Source organism: Nonomuraea sp. NPDC049625, from assembly GCF_040675285.1.
Taxonomy (GTDB): domain Bacteria; phylum Actinomycetota; class Actinomycetes; order Streptosporangiales; family Streptosporangiaceae; genus Nonomuraea; species Nonomuraea angiospora_A.
Window position 1 is genome coordinate 73,998 of the sequence record NZ_JBFAOQ010000007.1, and the last position, 16,446, is coordinate 90,443.

Sequence of the window (16,446 nt, forward strand, 5' to 3'; positions counted from 1 at the left end):
TCCTCAGAAGCTCAGTGCGGGGGTGGCGGGGGCGCCCAGCGACTCCGCGCCGGGCCCGCGGCGGGCGTGCCTGGCCAGCAGCCAGTAGTTGATCGCGATCAGCACCGCGAACACCGTGGCGAAGGCGATGATCGAGAAGCGCATCTGGGCCGCGGTCACCGGTGACATCGCGTCGGCCGTCCTCAGCAGCCCGAACACGGCCCACGGCTGGCGCCCCAGCTCCCGGAAGATCCAGCCGGCCAGCATGGTCACGAACGGGACCGGGATCATCAGGGTCAGCAGCCAGTGCCACGGCCTGAACCCGCGTACGACGGGCCGGATGAGCATCAGCACGAAGCTCAGCGCCGCGACCGCGGTCATCACCAGCCAGAGCAGCATCATCGTGATGCCCGCCGCCTGCACGGGGCCCGCGGGCGGCAGGTAGTCGCCGGGACCGTGCGCCGCCACCATCTGGGCCTGCGCCTCGGCCAGCCGGTCCGGATCGCCCGTCCACGCCGCCGATTTGGTCGGCTGCAGGGTCTGGAACGAGATCCCGCCGAAGGTCACGGTGAAGAACAGCGCGGGCAGCGCCACACCGATCCCGATGCGCAGCGACTTGCGGAAGAAGTCCTGCTCGGCGGTGCGCTTACGCAGGTGGTAGGCGCTCACCCCGGCCATGAAGAACCCGCCGGTGATCATCGCCCCGCCCAGCACGTGCCCGAACGCGATCAGCGCGGCCGGATTGCCCACCATGGCCCCGAGGTCCGCCAGTCGCAGCACGCCGCCGTCCAGCACGTGGCCGACCGGGTGCTGCAGGAAGCCGTTCGCGACCATGATCCAGAACGCCGACGCGTACGCGGTCAGCGTCACGACCCAGATCACCGCCAGGTGGGCCCACCGGTTCAGCTTGTCCCAGCCGAAGATCCACAGGCCCAGGAACGTGGACTCGACGAAGAACGCCACCAGCGTCTCGATGGCCAGCGCCGACCCGAAGACGTTGCCCGCGTACTCCGTGAGCCCGCTCCACGACAGCCCGAGCTGGAACTCCATGACCAGCCCCGTGACGATGCCCATCGCGTAGTTGATGATGTAGAGTTGGCCCCAGAACCGCGTCATCCGCAGATGCACGGGATCGCCGCTGAAGGTGGCCCGGGTCTGGATGACGGCGACCAGTGTCGCCAGGCCGAGCGTCAGCGCCACGAACAGGAAGTGCGTGCCCGCCGTGAGCGCGAACTGCAGGCGGGCCAGGTCCACGGTGTCCATGCCCCAGAGCGTCCCGGTACGGCTTCGCCCGCCGCGTCATGCCCGGGCGGCAACCCGGCGTACATCCCGGGTCGCACGAGGGCTCCCGGGCTACGACTCAGGGAGTAGCCCAGCCCGGGATGATCATGCCGGCCTCGTACGCGATGATCACGAGCTGGGCCCGGTCGCGGACCGACAGCTTGGTCATGATGCGGCTGACGTGCGTCTTCGCCGTGGCGGGGCTGAGCACGAGCCGGGCCGCGATCTCGTCGTTCGACAGGCCGCAGGCGACCAGCGCCATGACCTCGCGCTCGCGTTCGGTGAGCGCGTTCAGCTCGGGGCCGGGCTCGGGGCGCTTGACCCGCCCGGCGAACTCGGCGATCAGCCGCCGCGTGATCGACGGCGCGATCAGCGCGTCGCCCCTGGCCACGACCCTGACGGCGTGGATCAGCTCGGCCGGCTCGGTGTCCTTGACCAGGAAGCCGCTCGCGCCGGCGCGCAGCGCGCCGTACACGTAGTCGTCCAGGTCGAACGTGGTCAGGATGATCACCTTGACGTTCTCGAGCCGGGGGTCGCCGGAGATCTGCCGGGTGGCCTCCAGGCCGTCGAGCTCCGGCATGCGGATGTCCATGAGCACCACGTCGGGGCGGTGCTCGCGGGCTCCGGCCACGGCCGCCGCGCCGTTGGCGGCCTCGGCGACGACCTCGAAGTCGTCCTCGTCGCTGAGTATGGACCGGAACCCGGCCCGTACCAGGGTCTGGTCGTCGGCGAGCAGTACGCGGATCATCGAGCCCCATTCCCGAGCGGCAGCCGGGCGACGACGCTGAAGCCGCCCTCGGGACGCGGGCCCGCCTCCAGGGTGCCGCCGAGCGCGGTGGCGCGCTCGCGCATGCCCTGCAGGCCGAAGCCGCTGCCCCCGTCGTACGTGGCGCCCGGCCCGTCATCCTCCACACGGATCATGATATTTCCGGACGTGTTGTTGATGGTGAGGGTGGCCTGCTTCGCTCCGGAATGACGGGAGACGTTGGTCAGCGCCTCCCTCACGATGCGGGCGGCGGCCAGGTCCACCTCGGTCGGCACGGCGTCGAGCGGCCCCGACAGATCCGTGCGCACCTCCAGCCCCGACGCCGCGACCAGCGCGTCCACCCGGGACAGGCTGTCGGCGGGGGCGGTCGGCGCGTCCTCGTCCACCTGGCGCAGCACGCCCAGCGTGGTCCGCAGCTCGCGCAGCGTCTCCTTGCTGGTGTCCTTGATCGTCCGCAGTGCCGTCTCGGCGTCCTCCGGCCGCTTCCTGAGCCCGTGCAGCGCCGCCGCGGCCTGCACGTTGATCATGGAGACGTTGTGCCCGAGCACGTCGTGCAGCTCGCGCGCGATCCGCAGCCGCTCCTCGCTCGCCCGCCGCCTGGCCTCCTCCTCCTTGCTGTGCTCGGCTTCGAGCGCGCGCTGCTCGACGGCCTGCAGGTAGAGGCGGCGGCTGCGGGTGACGCTGCCGAACGCGACCGCCGCCACCTCCCAGCCGGCGATCATGAGGAACAGGCTGTTCTCGACGTGCCTGACGCCGCTGGTCTCGCCGAGCCCCATGCCCAGCAGCGACGCCGCCCCGATGGCGATGGCCGCGGTGAGGTGGCCCTTCTCGGCCGCCGTGTAGAGGTTGACGAACGGCAGGATGACGACGGGCCCGTCGAGCCCCGCGTACCGGTAGTAGGCGGCGACGCAGACCATTACCAGGAGCAGCGCCCCGACGGGATAGCGCTCCCGCAGCAGCAGGCCGCAGCAGGCGATGATCGGCAGCACCACGTCGAGGACGTTGGTCTGCGTCTGGCCCCTGGTCGCGTAGGTGATGGCCATGCCGACCAGCAGACCCGCGATCACCACGAGTGACACGATCATGCTGGTCGACGGCTTGCGCATGCTCCCATTCTGGGGGGTAATCGCCGGGGCGCATCTGGGTAGAGCACGTAAATGAGCACAAAGGACGACCTGCGGCAGGTCGAAGAGGACCTGGCCCGGCTGAGGGCCGAGAACCAGGACCTCCGCAACCAGAGTCGCGACATGGGCGCGACCGACCAGGTGGAGATCTCGGCGTTGATCAGCCAGGCGGACGAGCAGGAGGAGCTGATCGCTCAGCTCGAGGGCCGCCGCGACTCGCTGCTCAGGCGCCTTGAGTCGGAAGGGGGCGCCTGAGCGCGGCGCCGACCTCGTGCAGGTGGCGTAGTGCCTGCCCGTACGACTCGATCAGGCCGGTCTGGAGGTAGTCGACGCCGATCTCCGCGCAGTACCGCTCGACGATCGGCTGCGCCCTGCGCAGGTTGGGGGCCGGCATGTTGGGGAAGAGATGATGCTCGATCTGGTAGTTGAGCTGGCCGAGCGCCACGTCCGCGAACAGGCCGCCCCGTACGTTCCGCGAGGTCAGCACCTGCTTGCGGAGGAAGTCCAGCTTGTCCTCCGCGGTCAGGATCGGCATGCCCTTGTGGTTGGGCGCGAACGTGCACCCCAGGTAGATCCCGAACAATCCCTGGTGCACGATCAGGAACAGCAGTGCCTTGCCGACCGGCAGGATGGTGAAGACCAGGCCGAAGTAGAGCACGAAGTGCGTGAGGAGCATCGTCAGCTCCGACCCGCGCCGCTTGGCCTCGGGCTTGAACAGGGCCTTGACGCTGGCGATGTGAAGGTGCCAGGCCTCGAGCGTCAGCAGCGGGAAGAACCAGTAAGCCTGATATTTCGCGACAAATCGCGGTAGGCCGATGCTCCTGGCGACCTGCTCCTCCGACCAGACGATCACGGCGGGGGAGACGTCGGGGTCGTGGTCCTCGTGGTTGGGGTTGGCGTGGTGGCGGTTGTGCTTGGTGGTCCACCAGCCCCAGCCGAGCCCGATGGCGAGGTTGCCGATGATCAGGCCCGCGACGTCGCTGGGTCGCCGCGTCCTGAAGACCTGCCGGTGCCCGAGATCGTGGGCGAGGAACCCGAGTTGCGCGAAGACGACCGCCAGCGCGACGGCCACGAGAAGCTGCAGCCACGAGTCGCCGAGCCAGACGAACAGCGCCCAGCCGCCGAGGTAGACGGCGGCCATGATGGTCATCCGGATCGCGTAATAAAAGGGACGCCGGTCAAGAAGACCGGCGTCCGTGATCTGACGGGCTAGTCGGGCGAAGTCGCTGCCTCTGGTGTCGAGCCTGCCGGGACTGGCCACGGGTCTCCTTACAAGTGCGAGGTAGGTGACCCTAACCTTTGCGCATCAGGGACGGATCCGGAAGATAGGCTTTCCGGAGTGATCTATGCCGATATCCCGCTTACTCCGGAAATCCGTGCGGCCATGGCGCTGACCTGGGATGTCACGGGAAACGGCGAACGATTGCACGGTGGCGAAGAATCCGCCGCGTACCGGCTTGACGGCCATGTTATCCGCGTCGGACCGGTGGGGCGCACAGCCGCCGAGAGCGAGTGGTGTCACGCGATCGCCCGCCACGCCGCCGGCACGCTCCCGGAGGCCGTCGCACCCGTGCCGGCCCGCGACGGAGCGACGGTCGTCATGGTGGCGGGCCGTCCGATCTCCTGCTGGCCGTACGTCGAGGGCGAGTGGCCGGACTCCGACGTGCCCGCCCAGCGCGCGGCGGGCGCCCGCCTGCTGGCCAGGCTGCACGAGTCGCTGGCCACGTTCCGCCCGCCGCCGCGTCCGGTGCCCGCCTTCCAGGAGTCCGGCCTGTACGGCGACCCGCCCCGGGACGCCCTCGAACTGGACGACCCCGCCCTCGACCGCTGGCTGGCGGAGTTCCACGCCCGCCACCCGCTGCGCCACCCCCTCCACGGCGACTACTACACCGGCAACACCCTCGCCAGGGACGGCGGGATCGTGGCGGTCCTCGACTGGGACGAGACCTTCGTCGGCGCCCCGGAGGTGGAGCTGGCCGCCGCCGCGCTCGAATGGGGGGACGACGAGCTGGGGCCGAGCCGGGCGTTCGTGGAGGCGTACCACGAGGCCGGGGGCACCGCCGGAGAGCTGGACGAGGAGGCGCTGGCCCAGCTCATCAGGCACAAGCTCCGCAGGGAGTACGCCTACTTCCGGAAAGCCGTGCGCGCGGGGGTGCGGCACGACGAGGACGACCTCGAATACCACCGCGACCGCGTGGCGCTGTTCCACAAATTGCGTCCCTGAAAAGGCCCGGGAACGGGCATGGCAGCGGCTGACAGAGATCTGACAGTGCCCCCAGGCATCGTCCTCGGCATGACACACGTGCTGATCGTCGGCTCCGGGCCGACCGGACTGACCCTGGCCATCGAGCTGGCCCGCAGAGGCGTCGACCTCCGCATCGTCGAGAAGTCGCCGCAGCCGCCCGCGGGCGTGCGCGGCAAGGGCCTGCAGCCGCGCACGCTGGAGGTCTTCGACGACCTCGGCGTGGTCGACGAGATCCTCGCCACCGGCCGCGAGTACCCGAGCCTGCGCAGCTACCAGGGCGACCAGGTGGTCTGGGAGGGCCGGATGGACGAGATCCGCGAGCCGTCCGCCGACGTGCCGTACCCCAACCTGATCATGCAGCCGCAGTGGCGGACCGAGCAGATCCTGCGCGACCGGCTGGCCGAGCTGGGGCGCGAGGTCGAGTTCGGGGCCGAGGTGACCGGCTTCGAGCAGGACGAGGACGGCGTGACCGTCACCCTGGGCAGCGGCGAGCAGGTCCGCTGCGCTTACCTGGTGGGCGCGGACGGCGGTCGCAGCGTCGTACGCAAGCAGCTGGGCGTCGGCTTCGTCGGCGACACGTTCGAGAGCGAGCGCATGCTGCTGGCCGACGTCAGGACCGGCGACCTGGACCGCGAGCACTGGCACGTGTGGGGCTCGCCGGCCGAGCAGAAGGTCCACTTCACGCTCTGCCCGCTGCCGAACACCGACGTCTTCCAGCTCGTCGCCCCGTACACCGGTGACGACGACCTGATCGCGCTCGTCGCCGAGCACGCGCCGCATGTGCGGATCGAGGAGATCCTGTGGCGGTCCGAGTACCGCGTCAACATCCGCATGGCTGACCGGTTCCGGGTCGGCCGGGTGTTCCTGGCCGGCGACGCGGCCCACGTGCACACTCCGGCGGGCGGCCAGGGGCTCAACACCGGCGTGCAGGACGCCTACAACCTGGGCTGGAAGCTGGCCGTCGGCACCGAGGCGCTGCTGGACACGTACGAGGACGAGCGGATGGCGGTTGCCGAGCACGTGCTGGGCCTCAGCACCCGCCTGTACCGGGAGCAGGACAACAAGCGCGGCGACGACACCAACCAGCTCGGCCTGGCCTACCTGGGCAGCCCGCTGTCCGTGGGCGAGCGCGGCGGCGAACGGCTCGGCGCGCTCTTCGCCGAGCAGCGCGGCACCGGCTTCCTGCTGCTGGCCGACACGGAGACGGCGTACCCGTTCACGGTGCTGCCGCCGCTCGACGGCCAGGAGGGCGTCATCCTCGTCCGCCCCGACGGCTACATCGGCTATCACGGGGACGAGAGCGGCCTCAGCGCGTACCTCTCCGGGTTCGGGATCGACGCGCCCCTCGCCGACGCCTCGCGGTAGCCGTGCTCGCCCAGCGCGGCCCGGCACCTGGCGGCCAGCTCGTTGACGTGAGGGTCGGCGGACTCGCCGATCCCTCTCAGCGCCCGCGCGGCGCCGAGCAGCTCGGCGGACGCCTCCGGCTCCAGGTGCTCGGCCACCCCTTCCAGCACGGTCGCCCGCGCGGTCCTGTCGGAGCACGTGGCCATCAGCTCCAGGGCCCGGCGCAGCGGCTCGCGGGGCTCGCGGACCCGGGCGAGCTCGACGTTCATGTACGCCCTGAGCTGGGCTGACACTTCGACGTCGAGCGCCAGTGCCGTCTCCAGCAGCCGGGCGGCCTCCTCCGGGTGGCCGGTGCGCCTGGCCAGCTCGGCCCTGGCGTGCATGACCCTGGCCACGATCGCCTGGTCGTCGGACCGCACGGCCGACTCCCACGCCTGTCCGAGCGCGCGGGCCGCTCCGGCATGATCGCCCGCCCGCCCTTTGAGCTGGCCGACCCGGATCAGGAACGTCATCGGCCCGAGCGGCGTGTCGAGCCCGGACAGCTCGGTGGCCAGCCGCTCCGGCTCCTCGGCCAGGGTTACCGCCGTGGCGAAGTCCCCGTGGTTCTCCGCGACCAGCGACAACCAGAAGAGCCCGGCCCACTGCCCCCACCGGTCCCCGACGGCCCTGAACCCGTCGACCGCCGGCACCAGCAGGTCCTCGGCCCCGGCCACCGCCCCGTACTCGAACCGCACGATGCCGGTGGCCAGCAGCGCCGCCGACCTCGTCCACAGGTCGGGATGGTCGCGCAGCCGCCCCGACTGCCGCTCGGTGAGGCTCACCACGTCGGCGGGCGTCCCGACCCCGGCCAGCGCCCACGAGTTCAGGGCGGCGGGATGGTCGGACTCCAGCACCGCCTCGGTCGGCGCGAACCCCGCCAGCACCCGGCAGATCCCGTGCGCCAGCTCCCGCCCCGGCGGCGGCGTGTCGCCCACTCTTCGCAGCACCGACGCGGCCTGCTCGTTGATCTCGCGATGCCGGCCGCGGATGATCCACGACCAGAGCCGCGGCAGGATCACCCGGAGCGGGTCGTCGGAGTGGCGCAGCGCCGCGTCCAGGTTGCCCTGCTCGGCGTCCAGCACGGCCAGCCACTTGAGCTGTTCGCCGGTCCGCAGGTGGGGGTCGGCGGTCTCGGCCAGCTCGGTGTAGTAGCGGGCGTGGGTCTGGCGCAGCTCGGGGAGGTCGGCGGCGGCGTACTGCCTGATGGTCTCCAGCATGGTGTAGCGGTCGCCGGAGACCGCGATGAGCGACTTGTCCACCAGCGAGGAGAGCAGGTCGAGGTCGCCGCCGCAGACCTGGGAGATCGCCTCGTACGTGGCGCCGCCCGAGAACACCGTCAGGCCCCTGAGCAGCTCGCGTTCGCGGTCGGAGAGCAGGTTCCAGCTCCAGTCGATGACCGCGCGCATGGTGCGGTGGCGCGGCTCCGCCGTACGGCCGCCGCGGAAGGCCAGCCGGTCGCCGAGCTGCCGCACCAGGACGGACAGCGGCATCGTACGCAGGCGCGCGGCGGCCAGCTCGATGGCCAGCGGGATGCCGTCCAGCTCGCGGCAGATCCGCGCTGCCTCTTCCGGCTCTACCCGCAGGTCGGGCCGGGCGGCGGCGGCCCGCTCCGCGAACAGCTCGGCCGCCTTCCCCTCGGGCAGCGGCAGCACGTGGTGCAGGGTCTCGCCGGGGATGTCGAGCGGCTCCCTGCTGGTGGCGAGGATCCGCAGGCCCGCCACCTCGGATAGCAGCGTGCGGGCCGTCGTGGCGGCCTCCTCGATCACGTGCTCGCAGTTGTCCAGCACGATCAGCGGCGCGGTGCCGCGCAGGGCCCTGACCGGGTCGGTCGTCCTGAGCGCGCCCTCCAGGGCGGCCCGTACGCCGGTGGCGGTGGCGAGCTCGACCAGCCACACGCCGTCCGGCACGTGCAGGCCCGCGGCCACCTCCACGGCCAGCCGCGTCTTCCCCGCGCCGCCCGGCCCGACGAGCGTGACCAGCCTGGCCCTGCCGAGCCGGTCCTTCAGCCGGGACATGTCCTCGGAGCGGCCCACGAAGCTCGTGAGGCGGGCGGGCAGGTTGCTCTTCGGCTCGGCGTCCCGCAGCGCCTCCAGGTGGGCTTCCCGCAGCTCGGGCCCCGGGTCCACGCCCAGCTCCTCGGCCAGGGCCGCCTTGATCCGCTCGAAGAGCGCGAGCGCTTCGGCCCGCCGGCCCTGGGTGGTGAGGGCGCGCATGAGCAGGGCGTGGAACGGCTCCCGTAAGGGATGCGCGGCAACCAACCCCTCCAACTCCGCCACCAGCCCAGCCCCCCGTTCGGGGTGGTCGGGGTGGTCGGCGGTTGTGGCGCCCTGGGCAGTGGCCGGATCGGTGGTGATCGTCGTGTTCAGGTCGGCGGCGATCCTCGTGGCCAGGGCGGTCAGGCGCAGCTCCTCCAGGCGGGCCGCCGGGGCCGTGGCGAAGGGCAGGTCGGCCGCGTCGGCCAGCGCCGGACCCCGCCACAACGCCAGTGCCCGGCGCACGTCACCGGCCCGTACGAGCCGCTCGAACGCCCACGCGTCCACCTCACCCGGCGGCACATCCAACGCATATCCGGCGGGATGGGACGAGATCACGCCCGGCGCCTCCCTGCGCGCCCTGGACACCAGCGACTGCAGCGCCGCCATCGGATGCGCCGGCGCCTCACCCGGCCACAGGTCGTCGATCAGCCTGTCCGTGGTCACGACGCGTCCGGGGTCGAGCGCCAGCCGCACCAACAGCGCCCGCACCCGGGCACCGCCGACCGCGCCCCCCGCCACCTGAAGCGGCCCCAGAATCCCGACCCGCATCCACCCTCCCCGCCCGGACCCCAGCGTACGCACCCCACACCCTCCCACCGCAGCCCCATCCCCATCCGCACTTCGGCCGGGGCCCTTGGGAAGGGGGTTGGGTGGCCCGGCTATCGCGCCCGCGCCCCGCGCCCCGCGCCCCGCGCCCCGCGCTTGGGGGTTTGGGCTTCGGGGTGGGACGGGCGATCAGGGGGTGAGGTGGGAGTCGAGGAGGTCGGCGGGGAGGTGGGGGACGGTGGCTTCGGTGAACTCGGGGAGTCCCACCACCAGCCCGTCCTCCCCGACCCCCAGCCCCGCCTTGGCCGGGTGCTTGCGGATGTGCCGGGGCTCGAAGTTGTAGAAGCTGCCCGTCCCGTAGTCGATCCGTACGCTCTCCAGCGACGGCCGCGCGCTGGCCAGGCACGCCCCCATCGGCAGGCCCAGGTCGGTCGGGGAGGTCAGGGTGTGGAGGTTGCCGGCCACGACCAGCGCGGGTTCGGCGTGGGCCGCCAGCACCCGCTGCGCCATCAAGGCGTCGCGCTGCGACCAGTCGCCCGTGTTCGTCCACCCGTCGAACAAGGTGACCCGCAGCCCCGGCACGGCTCGCAGCACCGCGAGGTGGCCGGCGGTGATGGCGCCGCTGCCGAGCCACCAGAGCGGGTGGTCCAGCCCGGTCCCGTCGGTGAGGTAGCGGTCGAGCTGCGGCTTCAGCTCCTCGGGCCATTCCAGGGCCAGGCCGGTCAGGCCGAGCAGCCGCATGAGCCCGAGGATGACGAGCGGGTTCTCCCTGACCCCGTGCACCTCGCCGAGGAGCAGCAGCCCGCACGCGTCGAGCGACCGTCTGGCCCGGTCGAGCGCCGCCGCCTCGACGGGCAGCTCGTACGCGTCCGGATCGAACTCCGCGACCGCCAGCAGGAGGCCGTCCATCGTGTCGACGCCTGGCATGCCTCCACACTCTTCGCCCGGCCCCTCCCGCGCAACAGGCCGGGTCAGGAGAACACCTTGGCCTTCAGCGCAGGGAAGCGCTGGACCACCCGGAGGAAGACCTTGAACCCCGTCCGGCTCACCCTGCTGCCGCCGACGAACTGCTCGGCCGCGCGCATCGAGTCGCGGACGGCGGCGAAGCCGTACTCGCGCATCCGGGCCTCGTACCCCGCGATGGCCTCAACAGGATCGCCCCCGCTGGTGAGGGCGGCGCAGAGCAGGCGCGCGTCGCGCAGCGCGGTGTTCGCGCCGATGCCGCGCATCGGCGTCATGCTGTGGATGGCGTCGCCGAGCAGGGTGATGTTCGTGGCGGGCCAGGGGTCGATGGGGATCGAGGTACGGATCGGCAGCAGCGTGATCGTGTCGGGGTCGGACCGGCTGACCACCGTGCGCAGGTCGGGGTGCCAGGATTCGATCTTCCGGGCCACGGTGGCCTGGAGCTGCTCGCCCGACATTTCGGAAATGTTGGTGGGGAAGGCGGCGCCGGGCGCGCCGAACGCCCACAGGATGTAGCTGCTGGAGTTGTCCATCAGCGCGCCCTCCTGCTCCGTCACCCCGAACTCGCCGTACGCCACCCCGTCGCCCAGGTCGTGCGGCGCGGTGAAGAACCCCATGCCGCTGGGCGGGATGATGCTGTTCGGACCGTCGAGCAGCCGCGCCGCCACGAGCTTCCTGGTCTCGGCGGTGATCGGGAACTTGCCCGCCACCGTCGTGATCCCCGTGTCCACCCGCTCGGCGTGCGGCAGGTACTGCTTACGCACCCGCGAGTTCCCGCCGTCGGCGGCGACCACTATGTCCGCTGTCGCGCTCGTGCCGTCCGCGAAGAACAGCTCGACCCGCCCGTCGGGGAGCCGCTCGTACCTCTCGTACGTCTTCCCGAACCGTACGACGTCGTCGAGCCCCGACAGCAGCACCTGCCTGAGCGTGATGCGGCTGGCCGAGTGGTGGTCGTCGGCCGGGTCTGCCGCCGTGGGCGCCTCGATCAGCGCGAGCCGACTCAACCGCTCGGTGACGAAGCCGAAGTCCTGCCCGCCGTGCCGCCCGGTCGTGTCGAGGAACGCCTGCCACAGATGCGCGGGCAGGCAGTCGTGCAGGGCGCGGGCGCCGTTCGGGTCGATGTGCACGCGGTAGCCCTGCAGCCGGTCGGCCGGGGTCCTGTCCCGCTCGTAGACGGTCACGTCGAGCCCTGCCTTGCGCAGTCCCTGGGCCAGGCAGAGCCCGCCGATGCCGCCACCGATGATCGCGATGTTCCGTGTCATGGCTCGACTATCATCCATCTGGATGATTCTGTCAACCATCCGGATGGATGATAGAGTGCGGGCCATGAGACGAGCGCCCGAAGAGAAGCAGCGCGACCCCGAGCGCACGAAGGCCCGCATCCTGCAGGCGGCGCTGGAGGAGTTCGCGGCGAAGGGGTTCGCGGGGGCGCGTGTCAGCGAGATCGCCACCAGGGCCGGGGTGAACAAGCAGCTGATCTCGTACTATTTCGGTGGCAAGGAGGGCCTCTACGAGGCCCTGACCGCGCGCTGGCAGGCCGAGGAGAGCGGGTTCGCCGACCGGTCGGCCTCGCTCGGCTCGCTCGCCGCCGAATACGTGCGGGCCAACGCCGCCCGCCGCGACTACGGCCGGCTGATGCTCTGGCGGAGCCTCACCGACGACGGGCCGCCCGATCCTTCCTTCGTCGAGGACGTACGCCGGGATCTGGAGCTCCTGCGCGAGCGCCAGCGGGACGGGGAGATCCCCGCGGACCTCGACCCGGCGGCGGTGCTGGTGGCGCTGTTCTCGATGGCGGCGGCCGGCATCGCGTTCCCGCAGCTCGTCCAGGCGGTGTGGGGGCGGGATCCGGCGTCGCCGGAGTTCGCCGAGCACTATGCGCGGGAGGTCGAGAAGCTCGTGGGCCACCTGCGGGGTTCGTGACGGTCCGGGGTCCGGGCGGTGGTTTCCTTGTACTCATGCCTGATCTCGTGGTGGACGGCAGCGGCAAGCTCTGCGTGCAACTGCTCATCGAACTGCGCGGTCACGTGCGCCAGGCCGGTCCCGGAGCGGTGATCCATCTCATCGCCACGGATCCCGCCGCGCCCGTCGACCTGCCTGCCTGGTGTCATCTGACCGGGCACACGTACCTGGGGCCGGTGCCGGGGGCGGAGCCGCCGACGTACGCGCTGCGCGTGGCCGGGGCCGCCAAGGAGACCGAGGACGCCAAGCCCTGGCACGTGGCTTAAGCGGTTAATTCCCTTACCGAATGGGGTGGCCTAGAGTATGAGGGTTATCCGGTTCAGAGAGGGAGTCCGTGAAGCGACCCACGATCGCCGACATCGCCGGCCGGGCGGGAGTGTCCAAAGTGGCGGTCTCCTACGCGCTCAACGGGCAACCGGGCGTATCGGACGCGACGCGGGCCAGGATCGTCGCCATCGCCGAGGAGATCGGCTGGCGGCCCAACAGCGCGGCGCGAGCGCTCAACGGCGCCAGGGCCAACTGCGTGGGCCTCGCGCTCTGCCGTCCCGCCCGCATCCTGGGCGTGGAGCCGTTCTTCATGGAGCTGATCAGCGGCATCGAGGGCGTGCTCGCAGACCGCTCGTACGCGCTGCTGCTCCAGGTCGTCACGAGCCATGAGCGGGAGAGCGAGGTCTACCGGCGCTGGTGGGGCGAGAGCCGCATCGACGGTGTGTTCCTGGTCGACCTGCACTATTCGGACTCCAGAGTGGTCGAGCTGGAGCGGTTGGGGATGCCGGTCGTCGTCATCGGACATCCCACCGAGTCGGGCTCGCTGTCGGCGGTCTGGTCGGACGACGGCGAGGCCGTGCGCGAGACCGTCGGCTACCTGGTGGCGCTGGGCCACCGCCGGGTCGCGCGGGTGGCGGGGCTGCCGGAGCTGGTCCATACGACCGTCCGCGACCAGGCGTTCGAGCAGGCGTGCGAGGGCGTGGCCGAGCACGTGACCGTGCACACCGACTACACCGGCGAGGAGGGCGCCAGGGCCACCCGGCGGCTGCTCAGCTCGCCCAACCGGCCCACGGCGATCATCTACGACAACGACATCATGGCCGTGGCGGGCATGTCCGTGGCCCAGGAGATGCGGGTCGAGGTGCCGCGCGACCTGTCCATCGTGGCCTGGGACGACTCGCCGCTGTCCCAGGTCGTCCGGCCGCCGCTGACCGCGCTCACCCGCGACATCCCCGCGTACGGGGCGCACGCCGCCCAGCGGCTGCTCGCGCTGATCGCGGGCGAGACCGTGCCCCCGTACGAGGACCAGGCTGCCGTGCTCACGCCGCGCGGCAGCACCGGTCCCGCTCACTCCGTGTAGCGGCGGCCTCGGCGCGTGCCGCGGGCGGGGCGGGCGGCTGGCAGACCGCCGTGTCCCGACCCGCGGCACGTGCCGTCCCCTCCTCCGCGGCACAGCCCGGAGCCGCCATGAACTCCCCCCGGCTCCAATCCTGACGGAGTAAGCGGAAGAGCGCCTGAGTACCCCTATACCTGAACGAGATGAGACCGTGACCACGCGTAGTGACCATGATCGGGGCTTAACGGCTGGTCAGGTGGGTAGGCGGGCGATATGACCCGCTGAGGGGGTAACAATGGTCGAGCCGGGCCCATGGATCGAGGGGTACGTACGTGCCTGGAACTCCAACGATCCCGACGACATTGCCGCGTTGTTCACCGAGGACGCCGTCTACTACACCGAGCCGTACAGCTCTCCGTGGCAGGGGCGGGACGAGATCGTCTCGCAGTGGCTCGGGCGGCAGGACAAGCCTGGTGAGACCGAGTTCGGGTGGCATCCGGTGAACGTGGCCGACGACGTCAGTGTTATCCAGGGGGTCACGACATATCCCGACAAAACGTACAGTAATCTATGGGTGATCAGGTTTGTGCCCGATGGCCGGTGTCGTGAATTCACCGAATGGTGGATGCGGCATGATGCCAAATGATGCAATGGGCCGAGCCGTCTTCATCCGAGGAGATCCGTTGAGAGACAACCTCGACCTCGCCGCGAGCGCCCAGGAACTGGCAGACGCCGCCCCGACGGGATCGATCGACCACGCCGCAGCGTCGTCCGTGGCCATCACGCTCGCCACCACTCGCGACATCACCGATGCCAGGAAGACGCTGGACGGGGTCTCCCCGGAAGAGGTCCGGGAGGCGGCCCTGGCCCTCTTCGAACAACTGTCGACCGACGGCTGACGCCTGGAACCCGGGCTCGGGCGCCGCATCCGCCGCGCCCGAGCTTTCGCATGCCCTGGGACCGGTGGGAGCCGAGCGCGCCAGAGGTCAGGTGGTGAGGCGGGTCCGGATGGCGTGGCGGGCTCGGGAGGGGGCCGCCGGGTCGTGGTGGAGCTGGAGGGCGTGGTTCAGGGCCATGACCGCGCCGAGCAGCTCGAACGCGAGCTGATCCGGATCCGTCCCCGCGGGCAGCTCGCCCGCGTCCACCGCGCGCCCGGCCTCCTTGCGCAGCCGCCCGCGCCAGGCGTCGAACCTGGCCTCCACCGCGTCCCGCACCGGCCCCGGCCGGCCGTCGAACTCGTGGGCCGCGGCCACGAAGAAGCACCCGCCGGGGAAGACCCCGCGCTCCAGGTACGAGATCCACGCCTCGCACAGCACCCGCAGGCGGGTCAGCCCGGGTGCGGCGGGCCGGGCGGGCTCCCAGACCTCGGCGCGGAAGATCTCCCCGGCCCGGTCGAGGACGGCGAGCTGCAGCGCCTCCTTGGAGCCGAAGTGCCCGAGCACTCCTGACTTGCTCATGCCCAGCTCGCCGGCGAGGCGGCCGATGGTCAGCCCTTCGAGCCCCTCCGCGGAGGCGATGGCGACCGAGCGCTCCAGGATGGCCGCACGCGTGCCAAGGGCCTCGGCGACGGATCTGCGGGGACTCATGCCGGCAGTTTAGCGTCCGAACGTTCGCTTGCTATAGTCCGGCCTCATGACGGGATCACGACTTGTCGCCACAGGCCACTATCAACCAGCAAAAATCCTGACAAATGATGAGCTGGCGGCCATGGTGGACACCAACGACGAGTGGATAACCAAGCGCGTCGGCATCCGTACGCGGCACGTGGCCGAACCCGACGAGACCGTGACCGACCTGGCCCAGCATGCCGCCGCGAAGGCCCTGACGGCGAGCGGCCTGGACGCAGCCGACATCGACCTCCTGCTGATCGCCACCTGCACCCAGACCGAGCGCGCCCCGAACATCGCCTCCCGCGTCGCCGCCCGGCTCGGCGTGCCCAGCGCGGGGCTGATGGACGTCGGCGTGTCGTGCTCCGGCTTCACCCACGCCCTGGCCGTGGCCGACCACGCCATCCGCGCCGGCGCGGCCACGAACGCCCTGGTCGTGGGGGCGGACAAGATGACGGCCGTCACCGACTGGACCGACCGGACCACGTGCGTGCTGACCGGCGACGGCGCGGGAGCGGCCGTGATCAGCGCGGCCCCGGAGGCCGAGATCGGCCCCGTGGTGTGGGGCTCCGCGCCGGAGCTGGGCACCGCCGTACGCATCGAGGGGACCCCGACCCGTTTCTCCCAGGACGGCCAGACCGTCTACCGCTGGGCCACCACCCAGCTCCCCGACATCGCCAGGAAGGCGTGCGAGCGCGGCGGCGTACGGCCGGAGGACCTGGCGGCGGTGGTCTTCCACCAGGCGAACCTGCGCATCATCGAGCCCGTCGCGGCCAAGCTCGGCGCGGTCAACGCGATCGTGGCGCGCGACGTGGTCGAGTCGGGCAACACCTCGGCCGCGAGCGTGCCGCTGGCGCTGTCCAAGCTGCTGGAGCGGGGTGAGGTCCGGAGCGGCGCGCCGATGCTGCTGTTCGGGTTCGGAGGGAACCTGTCGTACGCGGGCATGATCGTCCGCTGCCCCTGACGGGCCCGCCTCAGAAGCTGTCCCTGACGGGCCCGCCTCGGAAGCTCCCC

General features: G+C 71.3%; 17 protein-coding genes. 9 read left to right on the forward strand and 8 right to left on the reverse strand.

Features of this window, described 5'->3' with window-relative positions; genetic code table 11:
* Positions 1 to 3: 3 nt before the first annotated feature.
* The 3 genes from AB0J87_RS29400 to AB0J87_RS29410 all read right to left on the reverse strand — a co-directional run bounded on the left by AB0J87_RS29400 (position 4) and on the right by AB0J87_RS29410 (position 3,132).
* A complete protein-coding gene (locus AB0J87_RS29400; RefSeq protein WP_363970250.1) occupies positions 4 to 1,242 on the reverse strand; it encodes a cytochrome ubiquinol oxidase subunit I in 1,239 nt (412 codons plus the stop codon).
* A 97-nt stretch (positions 1,243 to 1,339) separates the two neighbouring features.
* On the reverse strand, positions 1,340 to 2,008 hold the full coding sequence (locus AB0J87_RS29405; protein WP_363970252.1) for a response regulator transcription factor: 669 nt from the start codon (positions 2,006 to 2,008) through the stop codon (positions 1,340 to 1,342).
* Entirely contained in the window at positions 2,005 to 3,132 is a 1,128-nt protein-coding gene (locus tag AB0J87_RS29410) for a sensor histidine kinase (RefSeq protein WP_363970254.1), read from the reverse strand. The genes AB0J87_RS29405 and AB0J87_RS29410 overlap by 4 nt, the downstream gene beginning before the upstream one ends.
* A 51-nt stretch (positions 3,133 to 3,183) precedes the next feature.
* Between AB0J87_RS29410 and AB0J87_RS29415 the strand changes: the two genes are divergently transcribed.
* Positions 3,184 to 3,405, forward strand: a complete 222-nt coding sequence (locus AB0J87_RS29415) for a hypothetical protein (protein WP_350738358.1) — start codon at positions 3,184 to 3,186, stop codon at positions 3,403 to 3,405.
* On the opposite strand, the gene AB0J87_RS29420 is transcribed toward AB0J87_RS29415, so the two are convergent.
* Entirely contained in the window at positions 3,374 to 4,300 is a 927-nt protein-coding gene (locus AB0J87_RS29420; RefSeq protein WP_363970256.1) for an acyl-CoA desaturase, read from the reverse strand. The genes AB0J87_RS29415 and AB0J87_RS29420 overlap by 32 nt on opposite strands.
* A 234-nt stretch (positions 4,301 to 4,534) precedes the next feature.
* Here AB0J87_RS29420 and AB0J87_RS29425 point away from each other — a divergent pair, with 234 nt between their 5' ends.
* Complete coding sequence (locus AB0J87_RS29425; RefSeq protein ID WP_363971076.1) at positions 4,535 to 5,374, forward strand: phosphotransferase; 840 nt, start codon at positions 4,535 to 4,537, stop codon at positions 5,372 to 5,374.
* Positions 5,375 to 5,443: 69 nt separating this feature from the next.
* Entirely contained in the window at positions 5,444 to 6,760 is a 1,317-nt protein-coding gene (locus AB0J87_RS29430) for an FAD-dependent monooxygenase (protein ID WP_363970258.1), read from the forward strand.
* On the opposite strand, the gene AB0J87_RS29435 is transcribed toward AB0J87_RS29430, so the two are convergent.
* From AB0J87_RS29435 to AB0J87_RS29445, 3 genes are all read right to left on the reverse strand, one after another.
* The gene (locus AB0J87_RS29435) at positions 6,682 to 9,582 is read right to left on the reverse strand and encodes a BTAD domain-containing putative transcriptional regulator (RefSeq protein ID WP_363970259.1); all 2,901 of its coding nucleotides are present in this window, start codon (positions 9,580 to 9,582) and stop codon (positions 6,682 to 6,684) included. The genes AB0J87_RS29430 and AB0J87_RS29435 overlap by 79 nt on opposite strands.
* Before the next feature lie 186 nt (positions 9,583 to 9,768).
* Positions 9,769 to 10,506 (reverse strand): hypothetical protein, encoded by a 738-nt coding sequence (locus AB0J87_RS29440; protein ID WP_363970261.1) that lies wholly within the window; start codon positions 10,504 to 10,506, stop codon positions 9,769 to 9,771.
* A 44-nt stretch (positions 10,507 to 10,550) separates the two neighbouring features.
* Positions 10,551 to 11,804, reverse strand: a complete 1,254-nt coding sequence (locus AB0J87_RS29445; RefSeq protein WP_363970263.1) for an NAD(P)/FAD-dependent oxidoreductase — start codon at positions 11,802 to 11,804, stop codon at positions 10,551 to 10,553.
* Positions 11,805 to 11,868: 64 nt separating this feature from the next.
* On the opposite strand from AB0J87_RS29445, the gene AB0J87_RS29450 reads away from it, so the two are divergent.
* The 5 genes from AB0J87_RS29450 to AB0J87_RS29470 all read left to right on the forward strand — a co-directional run bounded on the left by AB0J87_RS29450 (position 11,869) and on the right by AB0J87_RS29470 (position 14,724).
* Entirely contained in the window at positions 11,869 to 12,462 is a 594-nt protein-coding gene (locus AB0J87_RS29450) for a TetR family transcriptional regulator (RefSeq protein WP_363970265.1), read from the forward strand.
* A gap of 35 nt (positions 12,463 to 12,497) precedes the next feature.
* A complete protein-coding gene (locus AB0J87_RS29455; protein WP_319707263.1) occupies positions 12,498 to 12,767 on the forward strand; it encodes a sulfurtransferase TusA family protein in 270 nt (89 codons plus the stop codon).
* 68 nt (positions 12,768 to 12,835) lie between these two features.
* A complete protein-coding gene (locus tag AB0J87_RS29460; protein WP_363970267.1) occupies positions 12,836 to 13,849 on the forward strand; it encodes a LacI family DNA-binding transcriptional regulator in 1,014 nt (337 codons plus the stop codon).
* Positions 13,850 to 14,120: 271 nt separating this feature from the next.
* The gene (locus AB0J87_RS29465) at positions 14,121 to 14,471 is read left to right on the forward strand and encodes a nuclear transport factor 2 family protein (protein WP_363970269.1); all 351 of its coding nucleotides are present in this window, start codon (positions 14,121 to 14,123) and stop codon (positions 14,469 to 14,471) included.
* Between the two features lie 37 nt (positions 14,472 to 14,508).
* Positions 14,509 to 14,724, forward strand: a complete 216-nt coding sequence (locus AB0J87_RS29470) for a hypothetical protein (RefSeq protein WP_363970271.1) — start codon at positions 14,509 to 14,511, stop codon at positions 14,722 to 14,724.
* Positions 14,725 to 14,811: 87 nt separating this feature from the next.
* Here AB0J87_RS29470 and AB0J87_RS29475 read toward each other — a convergent pair whose 3' ends face one another.
* The gene (locus AB0J87_RS29475) at positions 14,812 to 15,411 is read right to left on the reverse strand and encodes a TetR/AcrR family transcriptional regulator (RefSeq protein WP_363970273.1); all 600 of its coding nucleotides are present in this window, start codon (positions 15,409 to 15,411) and stop codon (positions 14,812 to 14,814) included.
* 46 nt (positions 15,412 to 15,457) lie between these two features.
* Between AB0J87_RS29475 and AB0J87_RS29480 the strand changes: the two genes are divergently transcribed.
* Positions 15,458 to 16,396 (forward strand): beta-ketoacyl-ACP synthase III, encoded by a 939-nt coding sequence (locus AB0J87_RS29480; protein ID WP_363970275.1) that lies wholly within the window; start codon positions 15,458 to 15,460, stop codon positions 16,394 to 16,396.
* The last annotated feature ends 50 nt before the right edge of the window (positions 16,397 to 16,446 follow it).

Bases quoted from the DNA above. Each gene is read 5' to 3' on its own strand.
- AB0J87_RS29475 (WP_363970273.1), bottom strand. From the start codon at position 15,411: ATGAGTCCCCGCAGATCCGTCGCCGAGGCCCTTGGCACGCGTGCGGCC.
- AB0J87_RS29430 (WP_363970258.1), top strand. From the start codon at position 5,444: ATGACACACGTGCTGATCGTCGGCTCCGGGCCGACCGGACTGACCCTG.
- AB0J87_RS29445 (WP_363970263.1), bottom strand. From the start codon at position 11,804: ATGACACGGAACATCGCGATCATCGGTGGCGGCATCGGCGGGCTCTGC.
- AB0J87_RS29400 (WP_363970250.1), bottom strand. From the start codon at position 1,242: ATGGACACCGTGGACCTGGCCCGCCTGCAGTTCGCGCTCACGGCGGGC.
- AB0J87_RS29405 (WP_363970252.1), bottom strand. From the start codon at position 2,008: ATGATCCGCGTACTGCTCGCCGACGACCAGACCCTGGTACGGGCCGGG.
- AB0J87_RS29455 (WP_319707263.1), top strand. From the start codon at position 12,498: ATGCCTGATCTCGTGGTGGACGGCAGCGGCAAGCTCTGCGTGCAACTG.
- AB0J87_RS29425 (WP_363971076.1), top strand. From the start codon at position 4,535: ATGGCGCTGACCTGGGATGTCACGGGAAACGGCGAACGATTGCACGGT.
- AB0J87_RS29465 (WP_363970269.1), top strand. From the start codon at position 14,121: ATGGTCGAGCCGGGCCCATGGATCGAGGGGTACGTACGTGCCTGGAAC.
- AB0J87_RS29420 (WP_363970256.1), bottom strand. From the start codon at position 4,300: ATGACCATCATGGCCGCCGTCTACCTCGGCGGCTGGGCGCTGTTCGTC.
- AB0J87_RS29450 (WP_363970265.1), top strand. From the start codon at position 11,869: ATGAGACGAGCGCCCGAAGAGAAGCAGCGCGACCCCGAGCGCACGAAG.
- AB0J87_RS29440 (WP_363970261.1), bottom strand. From the start codon at position 10,506: ATGCCAGGCGTCGACACGATGGACGGCCTCCTGCTGGCGGTCGCGGAG.
- AB0J87_RS29415 (WP_350738358.1), top strand. From the start codon at position 3,184: ATGAGCACAAAGGACGACCTGCGGCAGGTCGAAGAGGACCTGGCCCGG.
- AB0J87_RS29480 (WP_363970275.1), top strand. From the start codon at position 15,458: ATGACGGGATCACGACTTGTCGCCACAGGCCACTATCAACCAGCAAAA.
- AB0J87_RS29410 (WP_363970254.1), bottom strand. From the start codon at position 3,132: ATGCGCAAGCCGTCGACCAGCATGATCGTGTCACTCGTGGTGATCGCG.
- AB0J87_RS29435 (WP_363970259.1), bottom strand. From the start codon at position 9,582: ATGCGGGTCGGGATTCTGGGGCCGCTTCAGGTGGCGGGGGGCGCGGTC.